The sequence below is a fragment of the Pseudoalteromonas phenolica genome, from assembly GCF_001444405.1.
GTDB classification, from domain to species: domain Bacteria; phylum Pseudomonadota; class Gammaproteobacteria; order Enterobacterales; family Alteromonadaceae; genus Pseudoalteromonas; species Pseudoalteromonas phenolica.
The window spans coordinates 1,880,472-1,899,268 of the sequence record NZ_CP013187.1; the positions used below are offsets into that span (position 1 = coordinate 1,880,472).

15 protein-coding genes are annotated in these 18,797 nt (G+C 37.1%); 4 read left to right on the top strand and 11 right to left on the bottom strand.

Annotated features, from left to right (window positions below; translation table 11 throughout):
- Window positions 1–414: 414 nt before the first annotated feature.
- Genes PP2015_RS08285 through PP2015_RS08295 form a run of 4 tightly spaced genes read right to left on the bottom strand, consistent with a single transcriptional unit; the run spans window position 415 to window position 5,495 of the window.
- Window positions 415–795, bottom strand: coding sequence for an MAPEG family protein (locus tag PP2015_RS08285; protein WP_058029822.1), 381 nt, complete (start codon window positions 793–795; stop codon window positions 415–417).
- Window positions 792–1,016, bottom strand: coding sequence for a DUF1289 domain-containing protein (locus PP2015_RS21615; RefSeq protein ID WP_335338118.1), 225 nt, complete (start codon window positions 1,014–1,016; stop codon window positions 792–794). The genes PP2015_RS08285 and PP2015_RS21615 overlap by 4 nt, the downstream gene beginning before the upstream one ends.
- A gap of 13 nt (window positions 1,017–1,029) precedes the next feature.
- Window positions 1,030–4,341 carry an efflux RND transporter permease subunit gene (locus tag PP2015_RS08290; RefSeq protein ID WP_058029823.1) on the bottom strand — a complete coding sequence of 1,104 codons (3,312 nt, stop codon included), beginning with the start codon at window positions 4,339–4,341 and terminating at the stop codon, window positions 1,030–1,032.
- 11 nt (window positions 4,342–4,352) lie between these two features.
- A complete protein-coding gene (locus PP2015_RS08295) occupies window positions 4,353–5,495 on the bottom strand; it encodes an efflux RND transporter periplasmic adaptor subunit (protein ID WP_058029824.1) in 1,143 nt (380 codons plus the stop codon).
- Between the two features lie 279 nt (window positions 5,496–5,774).
- On the opposite strand from PP2015_RS08295, the gene PP2015_RS08300 reads away from it, so the two are divergent.
- Both PP2015_RS08300 and PP2015_RS08305 read left to right on the top strand, forming a co-directional pair.
- Window positions 5,775–6,545, top strand: coding sequence for a class I SAM-dependent methyltransferase (locus tag PP2015_RS08300; RefSeq protein ID WP_058029825.1), 771 nt, complete (start codon window positions 5,775–5,777; stop codon window positions 6,543–6,545).
- Window positions 6,546–6,553: 8 nt separating this feature from the next.
- Window positions 6,554–7,774, top strand: coding sequence for an NRAMP family divalent metal transporter (locus PP2015_RS08305; protein ID WP_058029826.1), 1,221 nt, complete (start codon window positions 6,554–6,556; stop codon window positions 7,772–7,774).
- A 64-nt stretch (window positions 7,775–7,838) separates the two neighbouring features.
- On the opposite strand, the gene PP2015_RS08310 is transcribed toward PP2015_RS08305, so the two are convergent.
- The 3 genes from PP2015_RS08310 to PP2015_RS08320 all read right to left on the bottom strand — a co-directional run bounded on the left by PP2015_RS08310 (window position 7,839) and on the right by PP2015_RS08320 (window position 11,221).
- Window positions 7,839–8,387 carry an NAD(P)H nitroreductase gene (locus PP2015_RS08310; protein ID WP_058029827.1) on the bottom strand — a complete coding sequence of 183 codons (549 nt, stop codon included), beginning with the start codon at window positions 8,385–8,387 and terminating at the stop codon, window positions 7,839–7,841.
- A 65-nt stretch (window positions 8,388–8,452) separates the two neighbouring features.
- Complete coding sequence (locus PP2015_RS08315; RefSeq protein WP_058029828.1) at window positions 8,453–9,133, bottom strand: HvfX family Cu-binding RiPP maturation protein; 681 nt, start codon at window positions 9,131–9,133, stop codon at window positions 8,453–8,455.
- Between the two features lie 51 nt (window positions 9,134–9,184).
- Window positions 9,185–11,221, bottom strand: coding sequence for an ATP-binding protein (locus PP2015_RS08320; RefSeq protein WP_058029829.1), 2,037 nt, complete (start codon window positions 11,219–11,221; stop codon window positions 9,185–9,187).
- Window positions 11,222–11,557: 336 nt separating this feature from the next.
- Here PP2015_RS08320 and PP2015_RS08325 point away from each other — a divergent pair, with 336 nt between their 5' ends.
- The gene (locus PP2015_RS08325; protein ID WP_058029830.1) at window positions 11,558–12,454 is read left to right on the top strand and encodes a gluconeogenesis factor YvcK family protein; all 897 of its coding nucleotides are present in this window, start codon (window positions 11,558–11,560) and stop codon (window positions 12,452–12,454) included.
- On the opposite strand, the gene PP2015_RS08330 is transcribed toward PP2015_RS08325, so the two are convergent.
- Window positions 12,451–12,777, bottom strand: coding sequence for an Hpt domain-containing protein (locus tag PP2015_RS08330; RefSeq protein ID WP_058029831.1), 327 nt, complete (start codon window positions 12,775–12,777; stop codon window positions 12,451–12,453). The genes PP2015_RS08325 and PP2015_RS08330 overlap by 4 nt on opposite strands.
- A gap of 23 nt (window positions 12,778–12,800) precedes the next feature.
- Between PP2015_RS08330 and PP2015_RS08335 the strand changes: the two genes are divergently transcribed.
- Window positions 12,801–13,814, top strand: coding sequence for a glycosyltransferase family 4 protein (locus PP2015_RS08335; RefSeq protein WP_058029832.1), 1,014 nt, complete (start codon window positions 12,801–12,803; stop codon window positions 13,812–13,814).
- 288 nt (window positions 13,815–14,102) lie between these two features.
- Here the strand turns inward: PP2015_RS08335 and PP2015_RS08340 are convergent, their stop codons facing one another.
- Genes PP2015_RS08340 through PP2015_RS08350 form a run of 3 tightly spaced genes read right to left on the bottom strand, consistent with a single transcriptional unit; the run spans window position 14,103 to window position 18,787 of the window.
- Window positions 14,103–15,740, bottom strand: coding sequence for an HD domain-containing phosphohydrolase (locus tag PP2015_RS08340; protein WP_058029833.1), 1,638 nt, complete (start codon window positions 15,738–15,740; stop codon window positions 14,103–14,105).
- Between the two features lie 9 nt (window positions 15,741–15,749).
- Window positions 15,750–17,972: a CHASE2 domain-containing protein gene (locus tag PP2015_RS08345; protein ID WP_058029834.1), complete on the bottom strand. Its 2,223-nt coding sequence runs from the start codon at window positions 17,970–17,972 to the stop codon at window positions 15,750–15,752.
- Window positions 17,972–18,787 carry an MBL fold metallo-hydrolase gene (locus PP2015_RS08350; RefSeq protein WP_058029835.1) on the bottom strand — a complete coding sequence of 272 codons (816 nt, stop codon included), beginning with the start codon at window positions 18,785–18,787 and terminating at the stop codon, window positions 17,972–17,974. Before PP2015_RS08350 ends, PP2015_RS08345 begins: the two co-directional genes overlap by 1 nt.
- Window positions 18,788–18,797 lie beyond the last annotated feature (10 nt).

Here is an 18,797-nt window from a genome sequence, read left to right on the forward strand (position 1 = left end):
TTTGCATCATTGAACCTATAAATTCATGTCCGTTTTAAAGTCTATATTTGAAGAAATCCGTCAACAACCATCTTTACAAAGACTTACATTCAACTCATTAAGGCTGAATACGTAATAAACAACAAGAAAGTTTTGATGCTTTAATTATAGAAATAGTAGAGGAAAGTTTTAGAAAAGAATAATACCAATCCACAATAACACTTAATCATTTTGAAGAATTAAACCTGATGATAGGTGCATTAGATTTCTCATTTAGAACAACTAAATAACGAAATATTTGCCTTGCCTACATGGATGAAGGTACCTCAGCAATAGCAGGACGCGTGAGCGGTGCTACCAACAAGGTTTTCTTGCCTCAAAAGAGACCACTTAGTAAAGCGGATTGGTATAAGAAAAGCGCGAAGCGCTTTTCTGTTAAAAAATTGAAAGGTAAATAATTGAAACTATCGAGACCAGCATAGTTGAGAATGTGAGTAACATACCGGATACACGAAACTTTAAATTTTCTTTGGTTTGAGACACACCATAAGCATGGAGTACTCGTCCAATTAACAATGCTACACCGAGACCATGGACAAGAATAAAATGCCCTTTTAGTAATTCAACTGACAAAATCAATATCAAAGTGATTGGAACGTATTCAGAGAAATTAGCATGTACACGCATGGCTCTTAGCAACTCTGGGTTGTCTCCTGTACCAACACCGATTTGTAATCTTTTTCTTACTTTGATCGTTTTAAAACTTAAGAATAAAAATAATATTGCTAATAAGGCAACGTAAATTGGGGTGTTCATCTTGATTCCTTTTTTTGTTGTTTTCTTTCATTGCAAGTATTCATAATTACTTGTTTTTCATTATCAGACAATGAATTCCACTTTAAAATTTCATCTAAGGTTCTAAAGCACCCAACACAGACATCATTCTCATCCAAGCAGCATTGCCGTATACAAGGTGATTCTATATTTGAAGGTGTTTCATTATTCATGTTTAAAAGCCTATAAAAAAGGCCCCGCATGGAGCCTTAATAATTAAGCTAAATTGTTTTCTGTTTGTTTAACTTCATCTTTCATTAAAAAGCTCAACAAAACAGGAACTAAGATCAGTGTAAAAATTGTAGAAATAACAAGTCCACCCACAACAACCGCACCCAGCCCACGATATAATTCACTCCCTGCCCCTGGCATTAATACAAGTGGTAACATCCCACCGACAGAGGTAAGCGTTGACATCATAATTGGCCTGACTCGGCTTTCAACTGAAGATCGGATAGCAAGCTGCCCGTTCATTCCTCGCTCTTTTTGGTTATTTAATGCTTGATGCACAATTAGAATCGCATTGTTTACAACTACACCCGCCAAAATTACAAAGCCAAGTAATGTAAGTACATCAAGGTTTTGAATTGGTGTATATCGGTCAAATACGCTGGCCCAATGCACAGCACTCAAGCCCATAAATCCACCTAATGTTGCCAGCGGTACCGTAACTAAAATAACCAGTGGATACTTCCAGTTTTGAAACAAGATGACCATTACCAAATAAACCACGAACATAGCTAAAAACATACTCGAACTTAAAGTACCAAATAAGCTGCCGTCACCTAACAACGCATTTTTTAGATCCGCTAATTTACCTGCACTGCCCGCCATATTTACATCAACATACTGAGACATCGCGCCTTGGTTTTTTAATTCACTCACCATAGCATTAACCGAGTTAATGGCTTGTTCAAGTGGCATACCTGCTGGTGGTGTAAATTGCAAAGTAATTGCCCTTTGTCTAGCAACGTGTTTTATTTGGTCTGCTGTCTGAGTTCGCTCTACAAGTGCAATAGACTGAAGATCGATAACTGCCGATTCAGGTGTGGCAATAGGTAATTGCATTAAAGATTCAATTGGATAATCCGATTGTTGAGCTTGCGTTACCACTTTGAGATCTTTTAGCTCTCCACCTATAGCAAAACTGTTCATTAGAATCACACCATCACCATTTGTTTGCACAGCTAAACCCAGATCTCTTCGGGTCATGTTAAGTTCAGCCAAACGCTCATCTAATGGTTTAATACTTAACTCAGGCGTCGGTAAAATGAAATTAGCAGGCTCAGGTATGGTTGCATAAGGACCATATGTACCAATCAATTTAAACAACAAGGCTGTTGCGCTTTGCGTTATTTGCTCTAAGTCATCTCCTACCAAATCAATTTGGATTGCTGAACCCGTTGTGCCACCAGTGCTGAACAGAGGGAACTGAAAAGCAAAACCGATAACATCCGGTGCGTTTACCCCCATCAAAGTTTGGTTAAGGAAATCAACTGAATCTACCGTTTTAATAGGGTCTTGTGGAATAAGGCCGTGCAATACTTGCCCACCCATTGCTACTAAAAAGTAATGATCAACTTTTGGGGCATCTATCATCGACCCATCCATTAATTGAATACTCGGCCTATCATCTTCGGTTGCGCGTTCACCGTGCCTAAAATATTGCTCAGCTTGATATTTATCTTCTGTTAGCTCCCACGCAGGGCGTAGCTTTTGCTCGATTCGGTCGCCAATTTCTGATATTTGATCTAAGTTGTAACCTGGTGGTGGTACCATAAAGCCAAATGCAAAATTTCGATTTCCCTTAGGCAAGTAATCTAATGGTGGAATTAAAATTGCGATTCCAGCAAGTGTGATAACGGCAAAGCTTGAAATTACAATTAACTTACGTTTGGTCGTTTCCGTCAGATAAGTGAAGATAGCGCCTATTGTGTCAGGGAGTTTTGCTGCTTTAACCTCAATCGCTTTGAACCATTTAAAGTTGATTTCTAGTTGCTTAGACTCAGTGCGCATTCTCAAAAAGTAGCTACCAGCGACCGGTATGACTAAGATTGAAACAATAAAACTAATAAAAACCGCAGCCATAATAGCAAGAGATATATCTCTGAATAGCTGACCAGCACTGTCACTGATAGTTAAGATAGGAATAAACACAACGAGCGTTGTCATTGTTGAGGCGAATACCGCCCCTGCTACTTCTTGGGTACCATCAACACTGGCCTTGAGTGGCCTTTTACCCATTTCTAGATGTCTGAATATGTTTTCTATAACAACGATGGCATTATCGACAACCATGCCTACCGCAAAAGCCATGCCAGCCAAAGAGACAATATTGATGGATCGGCCAAGTGCAACTAAAACCACAACAGATGCAATAACAGAAATAGGAATCGCAATTGCGATTACACCTATGGTTCTGAGTGAGCGTAAAAATAACAATAAAGTGAATACCGCTAACATGCCTCCAACGACAATATTGCTTTGTACAAGGTCAATGGCATTTTCTACATAGGTTGATGAATCCCAAGTTAGAACCAGTTCAAATGTGCCGTTTATGCCAAGTTTTTGGGCATGTTGCTCTAGCATACCTCCCGGTTTATTAAGTTCAGCCATTTCTGCTTTTAATGCATTCATGGCTTCGAGCAGGTTCGCACCGCGAGTTAACTGAAAATTAAAAAATGGCATTTTTACGCCACGGGCTCTCACCCAATCAGTCATGTCTTTATAATCGATGACCACCTCAGCAACATCGCTGATATACACAGGGCCATTGTTATCTCTGCGTAATACAATGTTTTTAACTTCAGACACATCACTGAAACGACCATGGGCTTTGACACGAATATCATTTTTACCATCAGGAAGTCTGCCTCCTGAATAGCTTGTGTTGCTAAGCTGTATAGCATCAACAAGCTGACTGTATGTCACACCAAAGTTTGCTAATTTTACTGGGTCAACTCTAATTTGAAGTTCTTGTTCGCGCGCGCCCATCATGCCGACTTTCGATATACCTTTGATATTCTCAAGACGTGGTCTTAATCGTCTTTCCATAAAGTCATACAAAGTCGTATTATCAAAGTTAGGATCTGTCGCGGCCAAGCCTACCCATGCGATGTAATCGACTGACATGGGATCGACACCTTCAACAGTTGGTTGAGAGACACCCATCGGGTAAGCAGGTACTTCATTGAGTTTTTGTACCACTTCAGCCTGCGCTTTATTAATGTCAGTGCCAGTTTCAAATTCTAATCTAAGTTGGGCCGCTGAGTTTTGACTAATACTGGTTAACGAAACTAAACCCGTGACATCAGAAAGCACTTTCTCTTGTTCAATAACAACATCAGATTCAATTTCTTCTGGACTGGCGTTTTCCCAAAATGTACGCACACTGACGACCACCGAGTCGACAGTTGGGGTCATCTGAACTGGGACTTTTGTGAATGCCAATATGCCTGCAAGCACTGACAAAATAACGGCAACAACCACAGATATTGGTTGTTTTACCGCAGATTTAACTACATTCATAAATATCCTTTTTAGTTCACATTCTCTGAAACAGACTGCGAACTGACTTGCGTATCTGGAACAGCCACAACAGGCCCTGGCATTAACCGCTCATTTCCCTCTGTCACCACTTTATCGCCATATGCTAAGGCAGTACTATCAATAGCAACCAAACCAGATCTATGAAACTTAACTTTTACAGGTACGGATTGCGCAGACTGTTTGTCTCCGTCGGTATTCACCTTATAAACAAAATAACTTCCACCACGTTGGATTAAGGCATCTTTTGGCACCATCAATGTTGATGATTTAGCGTTTGTAGCAAGCCAAGCACTGACTGACATTCCAGGCATAAATCCTGGGTGGCTAATTTCAGCAATAACTTTGAAAGTGCGCGCTCTAGGATCAATCTGATTGATGACTTTCACTTTATTAGACGTCGCCAACACACTGGCGCTTTGCAATGGAATAGATAACTCCTCACTATGCTTCAGGTGAGAAAGTCGTTCAGGAATATCAAGCCAAGCTTCTAGCTTATCGAAAGAAGTGACTTTAAAAGCAGTATCACCTGCTGATAACCACTGCCCCAGTTCAGCGTGACGCTCTACGACTTGCCCACTAAAAGGTGCAACTAACTGCGTATCAGACAGCTTTACTTCAGCAAGTGTTAGGCTAGCCTTTACTGCATCCACGCTCTGTTGCGCTGCGAACATATTCGCTTTTGTAGAGTTAGCCTCAGCACGACTTCTTTCAAGCTGCTGTTTAGACACTGCATTATTTTTTTGCGAAGTTAAGTATGCTTGATAGTCACTTTGTGCTCGTTCAGATTCGGCTTCAGCGGCTTTTAAATTTTCTTTAGCTGCAGCATGTTCTGCTCGCAATTGTTCGACATGTGCTATGAGACGTCTATCATCAATTTTTAGAAGTCGATCACCTTTTTTTACGTAATCGCCATCATTGACAAACACCTCAGTCACCAGACCTGATTCACTGATGGCAATATTAGCTTTTTGGTAGGCTTTTAGCGTTCCGATAACTCGGATCTGCTCTTGCTCTTCTTTCTCTATTACTTCGCTATAACGAACCACTTGTGCATGGACGTTTGATATAAACATTAAAGATAAAAATAGTAGAGACTTAGTCAGTCGTTTTTTTCTAATTAATAAGTTTGCCATTAGGGTTCCTTGTAAATACACCAGTTTTGGCAACTGAATTTAGTACTTCTTATGCTGCATTACATAACCGTAAATAAGAGTAGCAGACATGTGATTTGCACACTTGTACTAAATATAGAATAAAATAAATTATTGGTTTGTTGGTGGGTTAATTTGATAACTGATTATCAAGCTTATTTATTATTCTAATGAATGGTTAAAAAATCAACCTATTTTTAACCTGTAATCTTATAAAGCTTAGGTGTTAGAATATTAAAAACAAAAAGTTAAGCTTCTGATATGGATTATTTAAATATTAATAAAGCAACGTGGGATAAAAGAACGGATATCCACCTTGAGTCTTCATTTTATGATGTTCAATCTTTTATAAATGGCAAATGTAGTCTAAACCCACTTGAGAAAGAATTACTTGGCTCAGTCGAATCTCTCGATTTACTTCATTTACAATGTCACTTTGGTCAAGACACACTTTCTCTCTCTCGACTTGGAGCAAAAACAACAGGAGTTGATTTATCAGCTAAAGCAATTGATGCTGCTAAACGACTTTCCTCTGAGCTTTGTCTCGATGCCAACTTTATTTGTGATGACATAATTCATTTTGGTGAGAAAAGTGAGAAACAATTTGACGTTGTTTATACATCATATGGCGTTTTATGTTGGTTACCAGATTTGACTCAATGGGCAAAGACTATTTCAAATTCATTAAAAGCTGGCGGTAAATTTGTATTGGTTGAGTTTCACCCATTCAATGACCTACTTTCAGGCTATGATTATTTTGAAAAATCGTCCGCTGATATAGAAAAAGAAGGCACTTACACTGAGAATTGTGATGGTAAAGAATCGACCATTGTGACTTGGTCACACTCTGTTAGTAATGTGTTCCAAGCCCTGATTAACGCTGGTCTTGAAATAAAGCAATATATTGAATCACCTTACTCCCCATATGATTGTGAGCAAAACTTGCAGTATGTCGACGGTAAAGGATTTGTCAAACACCATAAAGGTAAATTGATCCCGCAAATTTATGCCATTCAGGCTATCAAAAAATAAGAATTAAAATGACATTAAATTTAAGAAACAAAATCCAGAATTTAGGTCCTGGTATTTTAATGGCAACGGCTGCGGTTGGTGGTTCGCATTTAGTTGCGTCAACCCAAGCTGGTGCATTATTTGGTTGGCAACTTTTTGCGTTAATTATCATTGTGAACTTATTGAAATATCCATTTTTCAAGTTTGCTGTTGCTTATACGGCCAGAACAAATAAAAGCTTAGTTGAAGGTTACAAAGAACATAGCTCAGCATCATTTTACTTGTTCACTTTACTTAATATCATCTCTGCGGTTGTTAATACTGCGGGAGTTCTATTGCTTACGGCAATTCTGCTGCAATACATCATGCCATTCCAAGTCAGTTTGACAAGTTTGTCTATTGGTATTTTATTTACATGTTTATTTATATTACTTCTTGGTCATTATAAAGCGCTTGATAAAGCCAGTAAGCTCATTATGGGGGTTCTCACTTTATCAACGCTTATCGCCTTTGTTGTTGCTTTATCAAATGGACAAGTACACCCTGAACCTGCTGCGTCAATATCTCCATTCTCAATGGCAATGCTTGGTTTTATGGTGGCATTAATGGGTTGGATGCCTGCTCCAATTGAAATTTCTGCGATAAATTCTCTTTGGATAAAAGCGAAAAACCGTCGCAAACACATCGATATTAAACAAACACTTTTTGATTTCAAATTAGGTTATGGTTTAACAATGCTGCTGGCTTTACTGTTTTTCTCTCTAGGGGTGTTACTTCAATATGGTCAGGATAAACCAATTGAACTTGCAGGCGTTGCTTTTTCTAAACAACTCATTGATATGTATGCGCTTACGATTGGTGAATGGTCGCGATGGTTAATCGCAACAGTGGCATTCTTATGTATGTTTGGCACCACCATTACTGTTTTAGATGGCTATAGTAGAACACTGAATGAATCATATACACTAGTAACCAAGTCACCGAAGAACCTAATGTGGATGATTTTGATTGCGCAAGCTGTTTTAGGTTTAATTGTGATTTTATTTTTCAAAGCAAATATCAAAAATATGCTGATGCTTGCTATGACTCTGTCTTTTTTAACGACCCCATTTTTTGCATGGCTAAATTATCAATTGATAAAGGGTGAGCTCTTTGAGTCAGAATCTTTGCTTATAAAAATACTGACAGGTTTAGGCTTTGTGTTTTTAGTTGGTATTTCAGCTCTTTTTGTGTTTTGGAAGGTACTTTAAATGCGTGAGGGTATAATACCCTCACGTTGATTCAAGCAAAAATTGGCTGTTAAGAAATCAACTTCTATAAGCTTGAAAAGAAGTTTTCTGGTTTATGACGTACTGGTTTTGTACACATCACAGTGGGCGTACCCAAATATAAATAACCTACTATTTCATCTTTGCTATCGAGTCCTAGTAACTCTTTTACCATTTCGCTTTGAGCAAAATAGCCAGTTCTCCAAACGCCTGAAAGACCTTGAGCAAAAGCGGCTTGTTGCATTGCAAATACACTACAAGCAGCACTCTCAATTTGCTCTATTCTTGGTACTTTAGGGTGCTCCATGTAAGGACTAACGGCAATGATAAGCATGGGTGCTCTTTGCGGTAGTTCTTTTGCCCGACTTATTGTTCTTTCGTCTTGTTGTTCAGCAACAGCTGCTTGATAATAAATTTCACCTAATTTATCTCGGCCATCTTCTTCGACCACAATAAATCTCCATGGCGCTATACCTCCATGGTCAGGCACTTTTAAAGCAGCTTTTTTAATTAATTCAAGTTGGTTTATATTTGGACCAGGAAAAGACAAATTACTGTCTGATTGTCTTGTTGTAAGAAGCTCTAATGCATCCATGATAATTCTCTTTAGTAAACATGCGACTAGAATAACAAGAAATCAGACTTATTCGCATCCCCAGATTAACGAAATCGTTTAAATACCCAATAATCTAAACTGACAAATCGACCGGCTCCTGTAAATAGAAGGCTTAATAACATGGCTAGATATATGGTAGCGAATTCAATACCATTATTTAATATCGCAACGGAGCCTTTTTCTAACAGGTAACTCGGAAAGCCGTGGGTCTCAATAATTTCATTTATTTTAGAAAGTCTTTGTGACACTTCATTAGAGTTTTCTAAACTTTTATGTGCAGCTTCAATATTAAACCAGCTAAGCACTTTTGCTGGGCTTGAATCACCTGAACTTGGGGCTATAGCAAACCAACCGTTATCCCAATGAACACTAGAAATTGCAACCATCATTGTGAAAATCAGAGGTATAGATACCAAACGTGTTAATAACCCAAATAGTAAAAGCCAGCCGCCGATGAACTCTGTCCACCCTGCTAAAAATGCAAGCAAATCAGGAAATGGTAATCCCAGCCCCCACTCACTATTTCCAAACCAAGCGATGACATTTTCATCTGCAAGAAATTTAGAAAGGAACGGAGCATTTGTATTACCTAAATTTAACTTAGAAAAACCGGCAATGATCATAGTCGGTGCTAAAATTAGGCGAAATAATAAAGGCGCTAGAAAATCTAGAGTGGCTAATTTATTTTTAAGTAACATAATGTGCGAATGTTTTAATAACTGCATTTTTAAATTCTCATCTTTTTCTACTAGACCCTGAGACTCGATAAAATATTTCTATTCACTTGAAAATAAATGCTGCTTAATTTTGCTGTCTAACAATCGGCTATCTAAAGGCTTCGTCAACACATCGTTCATACCTGCATCTAAGCACTTTTCTTTATCTTTTAAACCAGCATTTGCAGTTAGCGCTATAATAGGAATGTTTTGTAAGCCAAGTTCTGCTCTTATTGCTTTGGCTGCACTCACCCCATCCATGATGGGCATCATCATATCCATAAGTATTAAGTCATACTCGCCATTTGAGAGTGCTTCAATGGCTTCCTGACCATGATTAACGATCTCTACTGTATAATTACGCTTCTCTAAAATCGCCTTTATCACAAACTGATTTGCTATGTTATCTTCCGCCACTAACACTTTTAGGGAAGTTTGAGATTGCTTTTGAGCATCATCAATGACAGATTCCTCGTCTATATTCTCTACTATAGTGTAAGGTATCCTAATGATGAACTCTGTGCCTTCACCCACAGTTGAATAACACGAGATGCTACCGCCCATTAAGTTTAATAGGCGTCTAGTTATACTTAAACCGAGCCCAACACCTTGCTGCCTTCCTTTTTGACGAGAGTGAAATTGCGTAAAAGGCTCAAACAATCTGGCGATATCTGACTCGCTGATCCCTATCCCCGTATCGGCTACCCTGAATATAATATGATTGTCACTTTTAGTGAGATACAGCTTAACGCTACCCTCATGCGTGAACTTAAATGCATTGCTTAATAGGTTTAGTAATATTTGAGATAACCTGACGCCGTCACAGTTAATTCTTTCAGGAATGCTTCTATCAATTGCACACTCAAACTCTATTCCATGTTTAATCGCTTGCGTTTCAAATTGTTTAACTAGGTTTTTAGTTAGGTTAATTAAATGAGTATCTGATAGCTCTAACTTTAAAGTCCCGGACTCTATCTTGGCAAAATCAAGAGTGTCTGATATCACGCCCTGTAAAAGTCGGGTACTACTTCTCATATAATCTATTAATTCATGTTGCTTCTCAGTGGGGTCCGTATCTTCTAGAAGCTCTAACATACCAAGTATTGCATTCATTGGTGTTCTGATTTCATGTGACATCACTGCTAAAAAATCAGATTTGGCTGCATTGGCTTTTTCAGCTCTTTCTTTTTCCTTTTGTAAATCTAATTCTCTTTGTTTTGCATAACTTATATCCCTACCAATGCCCATATATCCGATGTAATTTCCATTTTCATCAAACTGAGCCTTGCCACTTATACTAATCCAAAACGTTTTACCGTCATGTGATTTTGCCTCATATTCCAAATTATGAATCTCTTTGTGATTATTAACAAAATTTATGAAACGTCCCCACTTTTTCTGTTGTTTTTGCTCGTCATAAGAGCGTAACTCTATAGGTGTTTTCCCTATAAAATGTTGATATGTATGTGCTTGATATTGCGCCTCCGCACTTGAGATATATTGATACCTCAATTGCGTGTCAGTCTCCCAGAACCAATCTGAGGCAAGCTCTGCAAATGCTTGAAACCTTGCCTGACTAATTGTTAACGCAGCAGTTTTTTCATTTAATAATCTATTCGTATGTTGAATATACTCAAGCTTGGCAAATGTGTGTCTAAAAATGGGGATAAGAGAGTGCATTACCGTCACTTCTTTCGGTGTTAAGAAAGTTCTATTTAGGTAATAGCATAAAAAAAAGCCACTCGATTCATTCATTTTTATTTGAATCAGTAATGCTTTGATGTCTTGATTCTGTTGATGAGAAAATGAAGTAACCATTAAAGAGCATGGAAGCAATTCAACAGATTGATCTAATATTGGTTGAGCTTTAAGTGCCGTCCATAAATCTGATAGATCATTGAATGTGTCTTCTCTTCTTTGAGCTGTTGAGGCTAATTCTAAAAAGCCTTGTTTTGTTTTTACAAATGCACAAATGTGATAAACATTAATATAGTCACTTAAGCCAATTTTAAGTCTAAGCAAGGTTTCATTGTGATTTTTTGAGTTGTTTATACTGTCAATGAACTCAAGGGCTTTTGATGATAAGACACTTTCCATGTATTTTCCTTTGTTAAGTCATTTGCTTAATTGTAATTTAGCCTATAAAAACAAATTGCTCATTTTTTTCTTCTTTTCCTGATAAGTTCTTAAATTTAAGAATATATATTGAGCTCAATTCAGAGAATTAAAAAACCTTAATTGGTCTTACCGAACAGAACATCATTACTAAAAGATAAATCTTACCTAGTACTTAATTAGTATTCTTAAAATTAATAATGTATTTGCAACGCAAAATGCGAAAGTTACAGAAATTAAACTATAGTTTAACCTGATTCACACATTTATGTTGGCCTAGTTATTGATAGGTATAACTAGTGTTAGAAGGAGGCAGTTATGAGAATCGTGTGTATTGGTGGTGGCCATGGTTTATCGACCGTTTTGGAGGCTTTGAACTCTGGAAATCATCATTTAAGTGCAATCATTGCGACAACTGATAATGGCGGTAGCACAGGAAGACTTCGTGCCGATAAAAGATTGGTTGCGCTTGGTGACATAAGGAGGTGCATTGATACTCTCGCCAACAAAGATCATCTTATGTCTGTCTTATCACAACATCGGTTTAGTTTTGAACATGATGTTAAAGGTCACAGTGTTGGAAACTTAATACTCAGTGCATTATGTGAACTGACTCAAAGCCCAACTAAAGCGATACAAGAATACAGCAGGCTATTAAATGTTGAACATGCGATTTATCCAATGAGTGAATCTCCTGTGGATTTGATTGCAACATCAAAAAATGGCACTCGCATAGAAGGTGAATGTGAAGTAGACGCTTTAAGTGATTTACCACAAGAACTTTATCTCAGTGATAAATTAATATCTGCGGTGCCAGAGGCAGTTCGTGATATCTACAATGCTGACATGATTTTAATTGGTCCCGGCAGTGCCTTAACAAGTATTACTCCACCATTGCTTGTGAATGATATTAAAAATGCATTACTAAATACTTCAGCTTGCAGGATATTTATAGAGAATGTCTGTAAAGAAAACAGTGTTATGTCTAAAGTCTCTCCATGTCAGCATGCTTCATGGTTATCAAATTTAATTGGGTATAAATTTTTTGATTTGTGTTTAAGTGTTGACGCACTTGGTGCTATGGATACAAGAGTTGACTTTAGCAATTTGAACAGTGAAAAGTTGAACACGCACAACAAGCAACAGCTCAAGTTTGTGATAGAAAGCATGATTACAAAGCCTAACAAAGAAAAATCTAGTCCACTGATTCATTAATCGTAAGTTGGTAACGCTTTTACAGTTTTTGTATGTATTTCATTAAGAAATGCTATCTTTGTTTCGATAATTTGAGTCTCTGGATTATTTTTTGCTAGGATTTCAATATCAGCGGCTATATTCGCAAGTTGATCAGCTCCGTAAGAGCGTGCGCAACTTTTGAGGCTGTGTGCTAATCTCTCTAATTCGTCAGTTCTGTCTATGTTAGATGATAGTTGTTGAACGAGTTTGGTACTTTCTGCCATGAAAACTTGCATCAACTGAGTTAAGACATCCACACCAACGTCATTTTTCAGTTGTTGTATTGTATTTGGGTTAAACATAAATATGCTCCAAAGAGGTGCTCATGAAATCAGTAAAGACCATTCTTTTCTTAGATTCAAGCCTTTATGGCGGTATTGAAACACATTTAGTGCAATTAGTTAGGCTCTTGAAAACTAATCATCTCAATGTCGAAGTGTTGTTTTATCAAGATCATAACAATAAGCAACTCTATCAAAACTTAGAAGAGTCTAATTGTGATTACAGTTTTTTAGATGGTAAAGTGCACTCATTATTTCGATACCTAAACAAACTTACTTCCCCTTACCTTCTTCATACTCACGGATACAAAGCAGGTATTATTGGAAGGATAACTTGTAAACTTTTAAACTCTCGTTGTGTCTCTACATATCATGCTGGCGAAGATGGCGCTGGTTTAGTATATATTTACAATCACATAGATAAATTAACGAGTTTTCTTTCAAAAAATTTTGTCGTCTCTCACAGATTACTTGAACAAGTCAGCAATGCCGAAGTGTTAGATAATTTCGTTGAAATTACTGCCCCAACTCCAGCAATTCATAGTGAAAAATTAAAAATTGGCTTTGTAGGTAGACTGTCTCATGAAAAAGGGCCTGATAATTTTTTAGAACTTGCGAGAAGGTTTATTGCCAATAATAAATTTAGCTTTCATGTGTTCGGAGACGGACCTATGGCTAAGACTTTACAAAAAGATAAACCCAATAATATTGAGTTTTATGGCCATCAGGAAAACTCAAGTTTTTGGGAAAACCTAGATGTTCTTGTCATCAGTTCACGTGCAGAAGGTTTACCAATGGTGCTTTTGGAGGCTATGGCTCGCTCAAAATGTGTTATTAGTTTTGATGTTGGAGCTGTATCAAAAGTTATTTCTCATAAATCAAATGGATTTATTTGCACTTCAAACAGTGTTGACGAGTTGCACGATACAGTTTTAAGCTGGTCTGAAGCTGAAGTTCATACTAAAGGATTATTAACTCAGAATGCTTTCAAAACTATCGAAACTCACTTCAATGGCAAAAAGCAATTTGAACAATTAAATAAAGCGTATTTTGGCTAGCTAGTTCATCAGGCTCTATACTTAAGTTATAAGTACAACACGAAAATAATTCTCTATTTTATATTCAGCACAAGGATGTAAAAGTAGATAGTGTTGTATTCTAGACAGTGTTAAATTGCCAAAATGAAGTTTATGTAATTTCAGGGTTATATTTTCACATAGGTTATAAGTCAACACAGCTTCTTAATCAGAGGGCAAACTAAAATTAAGCGCCCTCAATAAAAAGAGTTGTAGTAATAACCCTGATAGTTTGAGTATTCCTTTTTTCTATCTGTTTATCTAAATAGATTAGTTTGCGATTAATTTACTCAGCTCAACGTCATCTATTTGCTCAGGTTTTAAGAACTGCTGTGCATAGTTCATATAGACACCAGATTTTAAGAATATCTCAAATAAATCAGGGTCGAGATGCTTATGCTCTGTCATTTTCGACATAATTGATAAACATTCACTAAGCGGCTTCGCATCTTTGTATGGTCTATCTGCTGCTGTTAGAGCTTCAAAAATGTCTGCGATGGCCATCATTCTTGCTGGAACTGACATTTGTTCCCTAGTTAATCCTTTCGGATACCCTGTTCCATCCATTTTTTCATGATGTCCACCAGCAAATTCAGGCACTCTTTTCAAATGTTTTGGAAAAGGTAACGCCTCTAACATCGAGATTGTTATGTCCATGTGTTTGTTAATTATGTTTCTTTCTTCTTGTGTAAGCGTACCTTTCGTGATGTTTAAGTTATAGACTTCATTGTCAGTTAATAAGGGTTGAGATTCACCATCGATATTAATTCGAAAACGTTCTGCGAGGTCTAAAACTCTCTTCTTAAGCTCATCTGACATAAATTCGCCACCTAAGTTTATCTCTTTCAAAAAAGCCAATTCTGAATCAAGATATGACATTTCTCTGTGATAACTGGTGTCTAACTCATTAAGAATTTCAGCAGAACTCTCGCTTGCAGCTAATTTAGCTTTTAGAAGGTTTATTTCAACATCTCTTTTGGCTATCTCGATTTTACATTTTATCAACTCGATTCTATCGAATATACATTCAAGCTTAGTAGATTTGTCCATAACTGATTCAGGGATCGCTATCTTCCCACAGTCATGTAACCAACCTGCTACCGATAATTCATGTTTATCAGCATCAGTCATTGTAAAGTCTTTCAGTGGACCGGTTTGATATTGGTGAACCGCTTCTGCAATCATCATTGTTAAGATAGGCACCCTTCTGCAATGCCCACCCGTATAAGGTGACTTCTCATCTATCGCTTTAGCAATTAAACGTGTAAAAGATTGAAAAAGCTCCTCCATGTTATCAATCAACTGCCTATTTGTTAATGCAACCGCTGCTAATGCACCAATAGAGCAAATCAAGTCAACTTGCTGATTTGTAAAAGGAACTACTTCATCATTTACTCGGGGGTTAATAAGTTGCAGTACCCCATTTAATTCGTCTTCATGATTTTCAAGTGGAATGGTCAATACTGATTGAGTGTGATAGCCAGTTTTTTCGTCCATTTGTCTCGCGGCTGTCAAGTCATACTCTGCACAAGAGTACACGTCATCAATACAAATTGGTTTTCTCGTCGCAGCGGAGATTGCAACTAACGCTTTTTCATTCGGTTTCTTATTAATGAATATAGGGATTGGCGAATACGGAATATCTTTATCAGAGGTACCGCCTAAATGAAGTTCAAGAGGTTTATTTATTAGTGTCGCAAATCCTAAATATTCGTGTTCAATAACAGAATAAATAGTGCCTCCATCACACCCTGTTAGCGCCATTGCACTTAGTAAAATATTTTCAAGTAAACGCTCTGTACAACGTTCAGAAGCTAAGTCTGTAGCTAATTTTAATAAATGTTCTAAAGCAAGTTGACTTTCATTCTCATCAGTTAGCTTAGTATTTTCTGAAATAACTTGGGTCATGTTTAAACCTTATTTAGTAACGTGTTTATAGCTACCATCCCAATCTTCACCTAGTTGTATCGTTTTAAGATGTGTGATCCGTTCACAAAAAATCTCATACAATTTATCTTCAGGGTGATTAATCATAAGTGTAGTAAATACTTCTAATGATTCATCCCAATTTTGTTTTAAATATGAAGACAAGGCTTTTTTATGTAAATTTAGTTTTTTAATTTCTTTTTCCGTTAAATCAACGGACAATTTTATCGGTTCGTAAATTGTGACAGCTTTATCTTTGCCTTTTACTTTTACTTTATCTATCAGCCTAAAAGCTATATCTTTGCATTTTGACTGAGTGGTTTCGCTCACTAATATCTTTACTCCGTAATACTTTGTGATCCCTTCTAACCTTGAAGCTAAATTTACTGAATCCCCGATCACTGTATATGCTCTGCGATATATTGACCCCATATCTCCAACATTCATTTCACCTGAATTAATTCCGATACCAATTTCAAAAGATGGCATATTATCTTTAGATAATCGATTCTCAAGCGCCTTCACTTTCATTTGCATTTTAAGAGCACACAATACAGCCATTTGTTCATGTTCTTCAACTGTCAGAGGTGCATTCCAAAATGCCATCACCATGTCACCAACATATTTGTCAATTGTACCTTCATGTTCAAATATAATTTTTGTGACTGGCGTAAAATACTGATTAAGCAGTTCTTTAAGCTCGGTCGCATTCAACTGTTCTGAAATAGCGGTAAAATTTCGTATATCAGCAAAAAGTACGGACATATTTCGACGTTCACCTGACACCGACATTGATTTGGGGTCGTCTAGCATTGATTGAATGTGAGCTGGTGGAACATACTGATCAAAGATATTTTTAATCTTAACTTTTTGCCTGTGTTCGTTTAGAAAGCTCAGACTGCCAAGAATAACTACTTGCAATATTATTAAAGTCAGAATTGCGACCTGCGGCAAATCTAAATAGTGTTGGCTCCAACCATAAATGTTTAAAGCCAAAAATAAAAAAATTGATACAAAGAAATATAAAATAATCCCAATCAAACCAAGTGTTGGCAGAACAAATAGGCCAACTAGACCAACAAATAGAATAATTAAAACCACAGCTCCATCGATCCAATCAGGTCTGCTAGGCAACAACTCAGGAAAAACTAACCCTTCTAACAAATTTGCATGGACTTCAACACCCGGATATTGAACTCCAACAGGAGTTGTACGCAAATCAGCATGGCCTACTGCAGAAGTACCAATAAAAACAATTGACTGTTCAAAACTTGCTTTATCAAATTTATTTTCAAATACATCAATGGCAGAGACATATGGAAAACTAAATGCTGGTCCACGAAATGGAATCGCAACTCTTCCGTAATCATCCGTTGGAATTGTGTCAATACCAAGTTTAACGCCAGTGATTGTGTAATCTTCACCAAATTCTTCAGATTCTATGCTTATTACATCTGAGAGGGTATAAAGTCGTGCCACTTCGAGCGCTAAAGATGGGTAGAGATGATTATTGTATTTCGCTAGTAGCATTGCATAACGAACAAAACCATCTTTGTCCGGTGCACTATTAATGAAGCCATTACCCAGGGCACTTTCTTGTAAAGTACTAAGCCCTGCGACATATCCAGAAAATTCTGGAGCTGGTAAAAGTTCAGCTGGAACATCACTTTCAAAAATAGACTTTGGCAAAGTGCCAATTTGTAAAGTCTTATTGTGCTCTAACAATAGGCCTATAACAGCATCACTTTGAATTAAAGCTTCAGAGAATTCTTTATCAGCGTCATAATTATCTCTGACTTTAGCTAGTCTAGAGTTAAGCTCAATATCATTACTTTTCCCAATAACTCTATCAATTGGATTTTGTTCTGACTCCGAAAATAAAACGTCATAAGCAATTACAGAAACACCCGCATTAACTAGATTTGTGTGTAACTTTGCAATAACAGCTCGACTCCATGGGAAGCGTCCAAGTTTATCAATGCTTTTTTCATCAATATCGACAATTATTATTGGCAAAAAATCTCGTTTAGGATGTATTGACAAAGTAGACTGAAGCCTCAGATCATATGCAAGTCCCTCTAACCGCTTAAAAAAGTCACCTTGTTTAGAGCCTGGTACTAAAAAAGAAATATGTAAAAATATGCTTATAGCAATAATTAGAACGCCGCTTAGCCATTGAAATTTATAGTGAGTCCATGTTGCCCTCACATTCATTAAAGCGTTAGTCCTTCATAAGCAAAAAGAATTCTGAATTCGTAATCACTCTGTTCTAACTCCGATTGTAGTTTATCTAGTTGATCGTCTGTTCTGTCAGGGTCATGGCTTACAAAAACTAGATTCTTAACCTGCGCTTGCTTAGCTAAGTCTAAAGCATGTTGAATTTGACTATGGCCCCAACCACATTTTAGTGGATAATCTTCTGGCAAATATTGCCCATCGTGTATCAAAAAGTCAGCATTTCTTGAAAACTGGACCCACTCATCGAAGCTTGTTGAAACTGGGTAAGGAGGAAATAATTCGTTATCTGTTGCATAAACAATTGATACTTCATCTGTAGTAATTTTATATGCACTCCCTCCCCCCGGATGATTCATTTTACATCGTAAAATCTCAAATGTTTTATACTCCCAGTTATCTTCCTTTATGGGTGAAACAGAGATAGTTGCAGCAAGTTCGTTAGGATTAATTGGGAAAAAACTGCCATTCATTTGTTTTAAAATTGCATTAGGCTCATTTTCATGTGTTAATCCTGGAATGATTGTTATTTTTTTCTGCGGGTTATAAATAGGATCAAAGTAAGGAAACCCCTGAATATGATCCCAATGATTGTGACTTAAAAGAATATAAATTTCATTTTCACCTTTTGGAATCTCTCTGCCAAGGCTACGAATACCAGTACCCGCATCTAAAATAAGAAACTCACCTGCGTTATTTTCTAACAATATACTTGTAGTATTACCACCATACTTGGCTGTATTTTGCCCTGGTGTGGGTACGGATCCCCTCACACCATAAAAGGTCAACTTCATTATAAGATCC

Excerpts from the sequence above, each read along its gene's own strand:
- PP2015_RS08285 (WP_058029822.1), bottom strand. The coding sequence starts at position 795 with ATGAACACCCCAATTTACGTTGCCTTATTAGCAATATTATTTTTATTC.
- PP2015_RS08345 (WP_058029834.1), bottom strand. The coding sequence starts at position 17,972 with ATGAATGTGAGGGCAACATGGACTCACTATAAATTTCAATGGCTAAGC.
- PP2015_RS08340 (WP_058029833.1), bottom strand. The coding sequence starts at position 15,740 with ATGACCCAAGTTATTTCAGAAAATACTAAGCTAACTGATGAGAATGAA.
- PP2015_RS08335 (WP_058029832.1), top strand. The coding sequence starts at position 12,801 with ATGAAATCAGTAAAGACCATTCTTTTCTTAGATTCAAGCCTTTATGGC.
- PP2015_RS08350 (WP_058029835.1), bottom strand. The coding sequence starts at position 18,787 with ATGAAGTTGACCTTTTATGGTGTGAGGGGATCCGTACCCACACCAGGG.
- PP2015_RS08305 (WP_058029826.1), top strand. The coding sequence starts at position 6,554 with ATGACATTAAATTTAAGAAACAAAATCCAGAATTTAGGTCCTGGTATT.
- PP2015_RS08320 (WP_058029829.1), bottom strand. The coding sequence starts at position 11,221 with ATGGAAAGTGTCTTATCATCAAAAGCCCTTGAGTTCATTGACAGTATA.
- PP2015_RS08290 (WP_058029823.1), bottom strand. The coding sequence starts at position 4,341 with ATGAATGTAGTTAAATCTGCGGTAAAACAACCAATATCTGTGGTTGTT.
- PP2015_RS08300 (WP_058029825.1), top strand. The coding sequence starts at position 5,775 with ATGGATTATTTAAATATTAATAAAGCAACGTGGGATAAAAGAACGGAT.
- PP2015_RS08330 (WP_058029831.1), bottom strand. The coding sequence starts at position 12,777 with ATGTTTAACCCAAATACAATACAACAACTGAAAAATGACGTTGGTGTG.
- PP2015_RS21615 (WP_335338118.1), bottom strand. The coding sequence starts at position 1,016 with ATGCGGGGCCTTTTTTATAGGCTTTTAAACATGAATAATGAAACACCT.
- PP2015_RS08295 (WP_058029824.1), bottom strand. The coding sequence starts at position 5,495 with ATGGCAAACTTATTAATTAGAAAAAAACGACTGACTAAGTCTCTACTA.
- PP2015_RS08315 (WP_058029828.1), bottom strand. The coding sequence starts at position 9,133 with ATGCAGTTATTAAAACATTCGCACATTATGTTACTTAAAAATAAATTA.
- PP2015_RS08310 (WP_058029827.1), bottom strand. The coding sequence starts at position 8,387 with ATGGATGCATTAGAGCTTCTTACAACAAGACAATCAGACAGTAATTTG.
- PP2015_RS08325 (WP_058029830.1), top strand. The coding sequence starts at position 11,558 with ATGAGAATCGTGTGTATTGGTGGTGGCCATGGTTTATCGACCGTTTTG.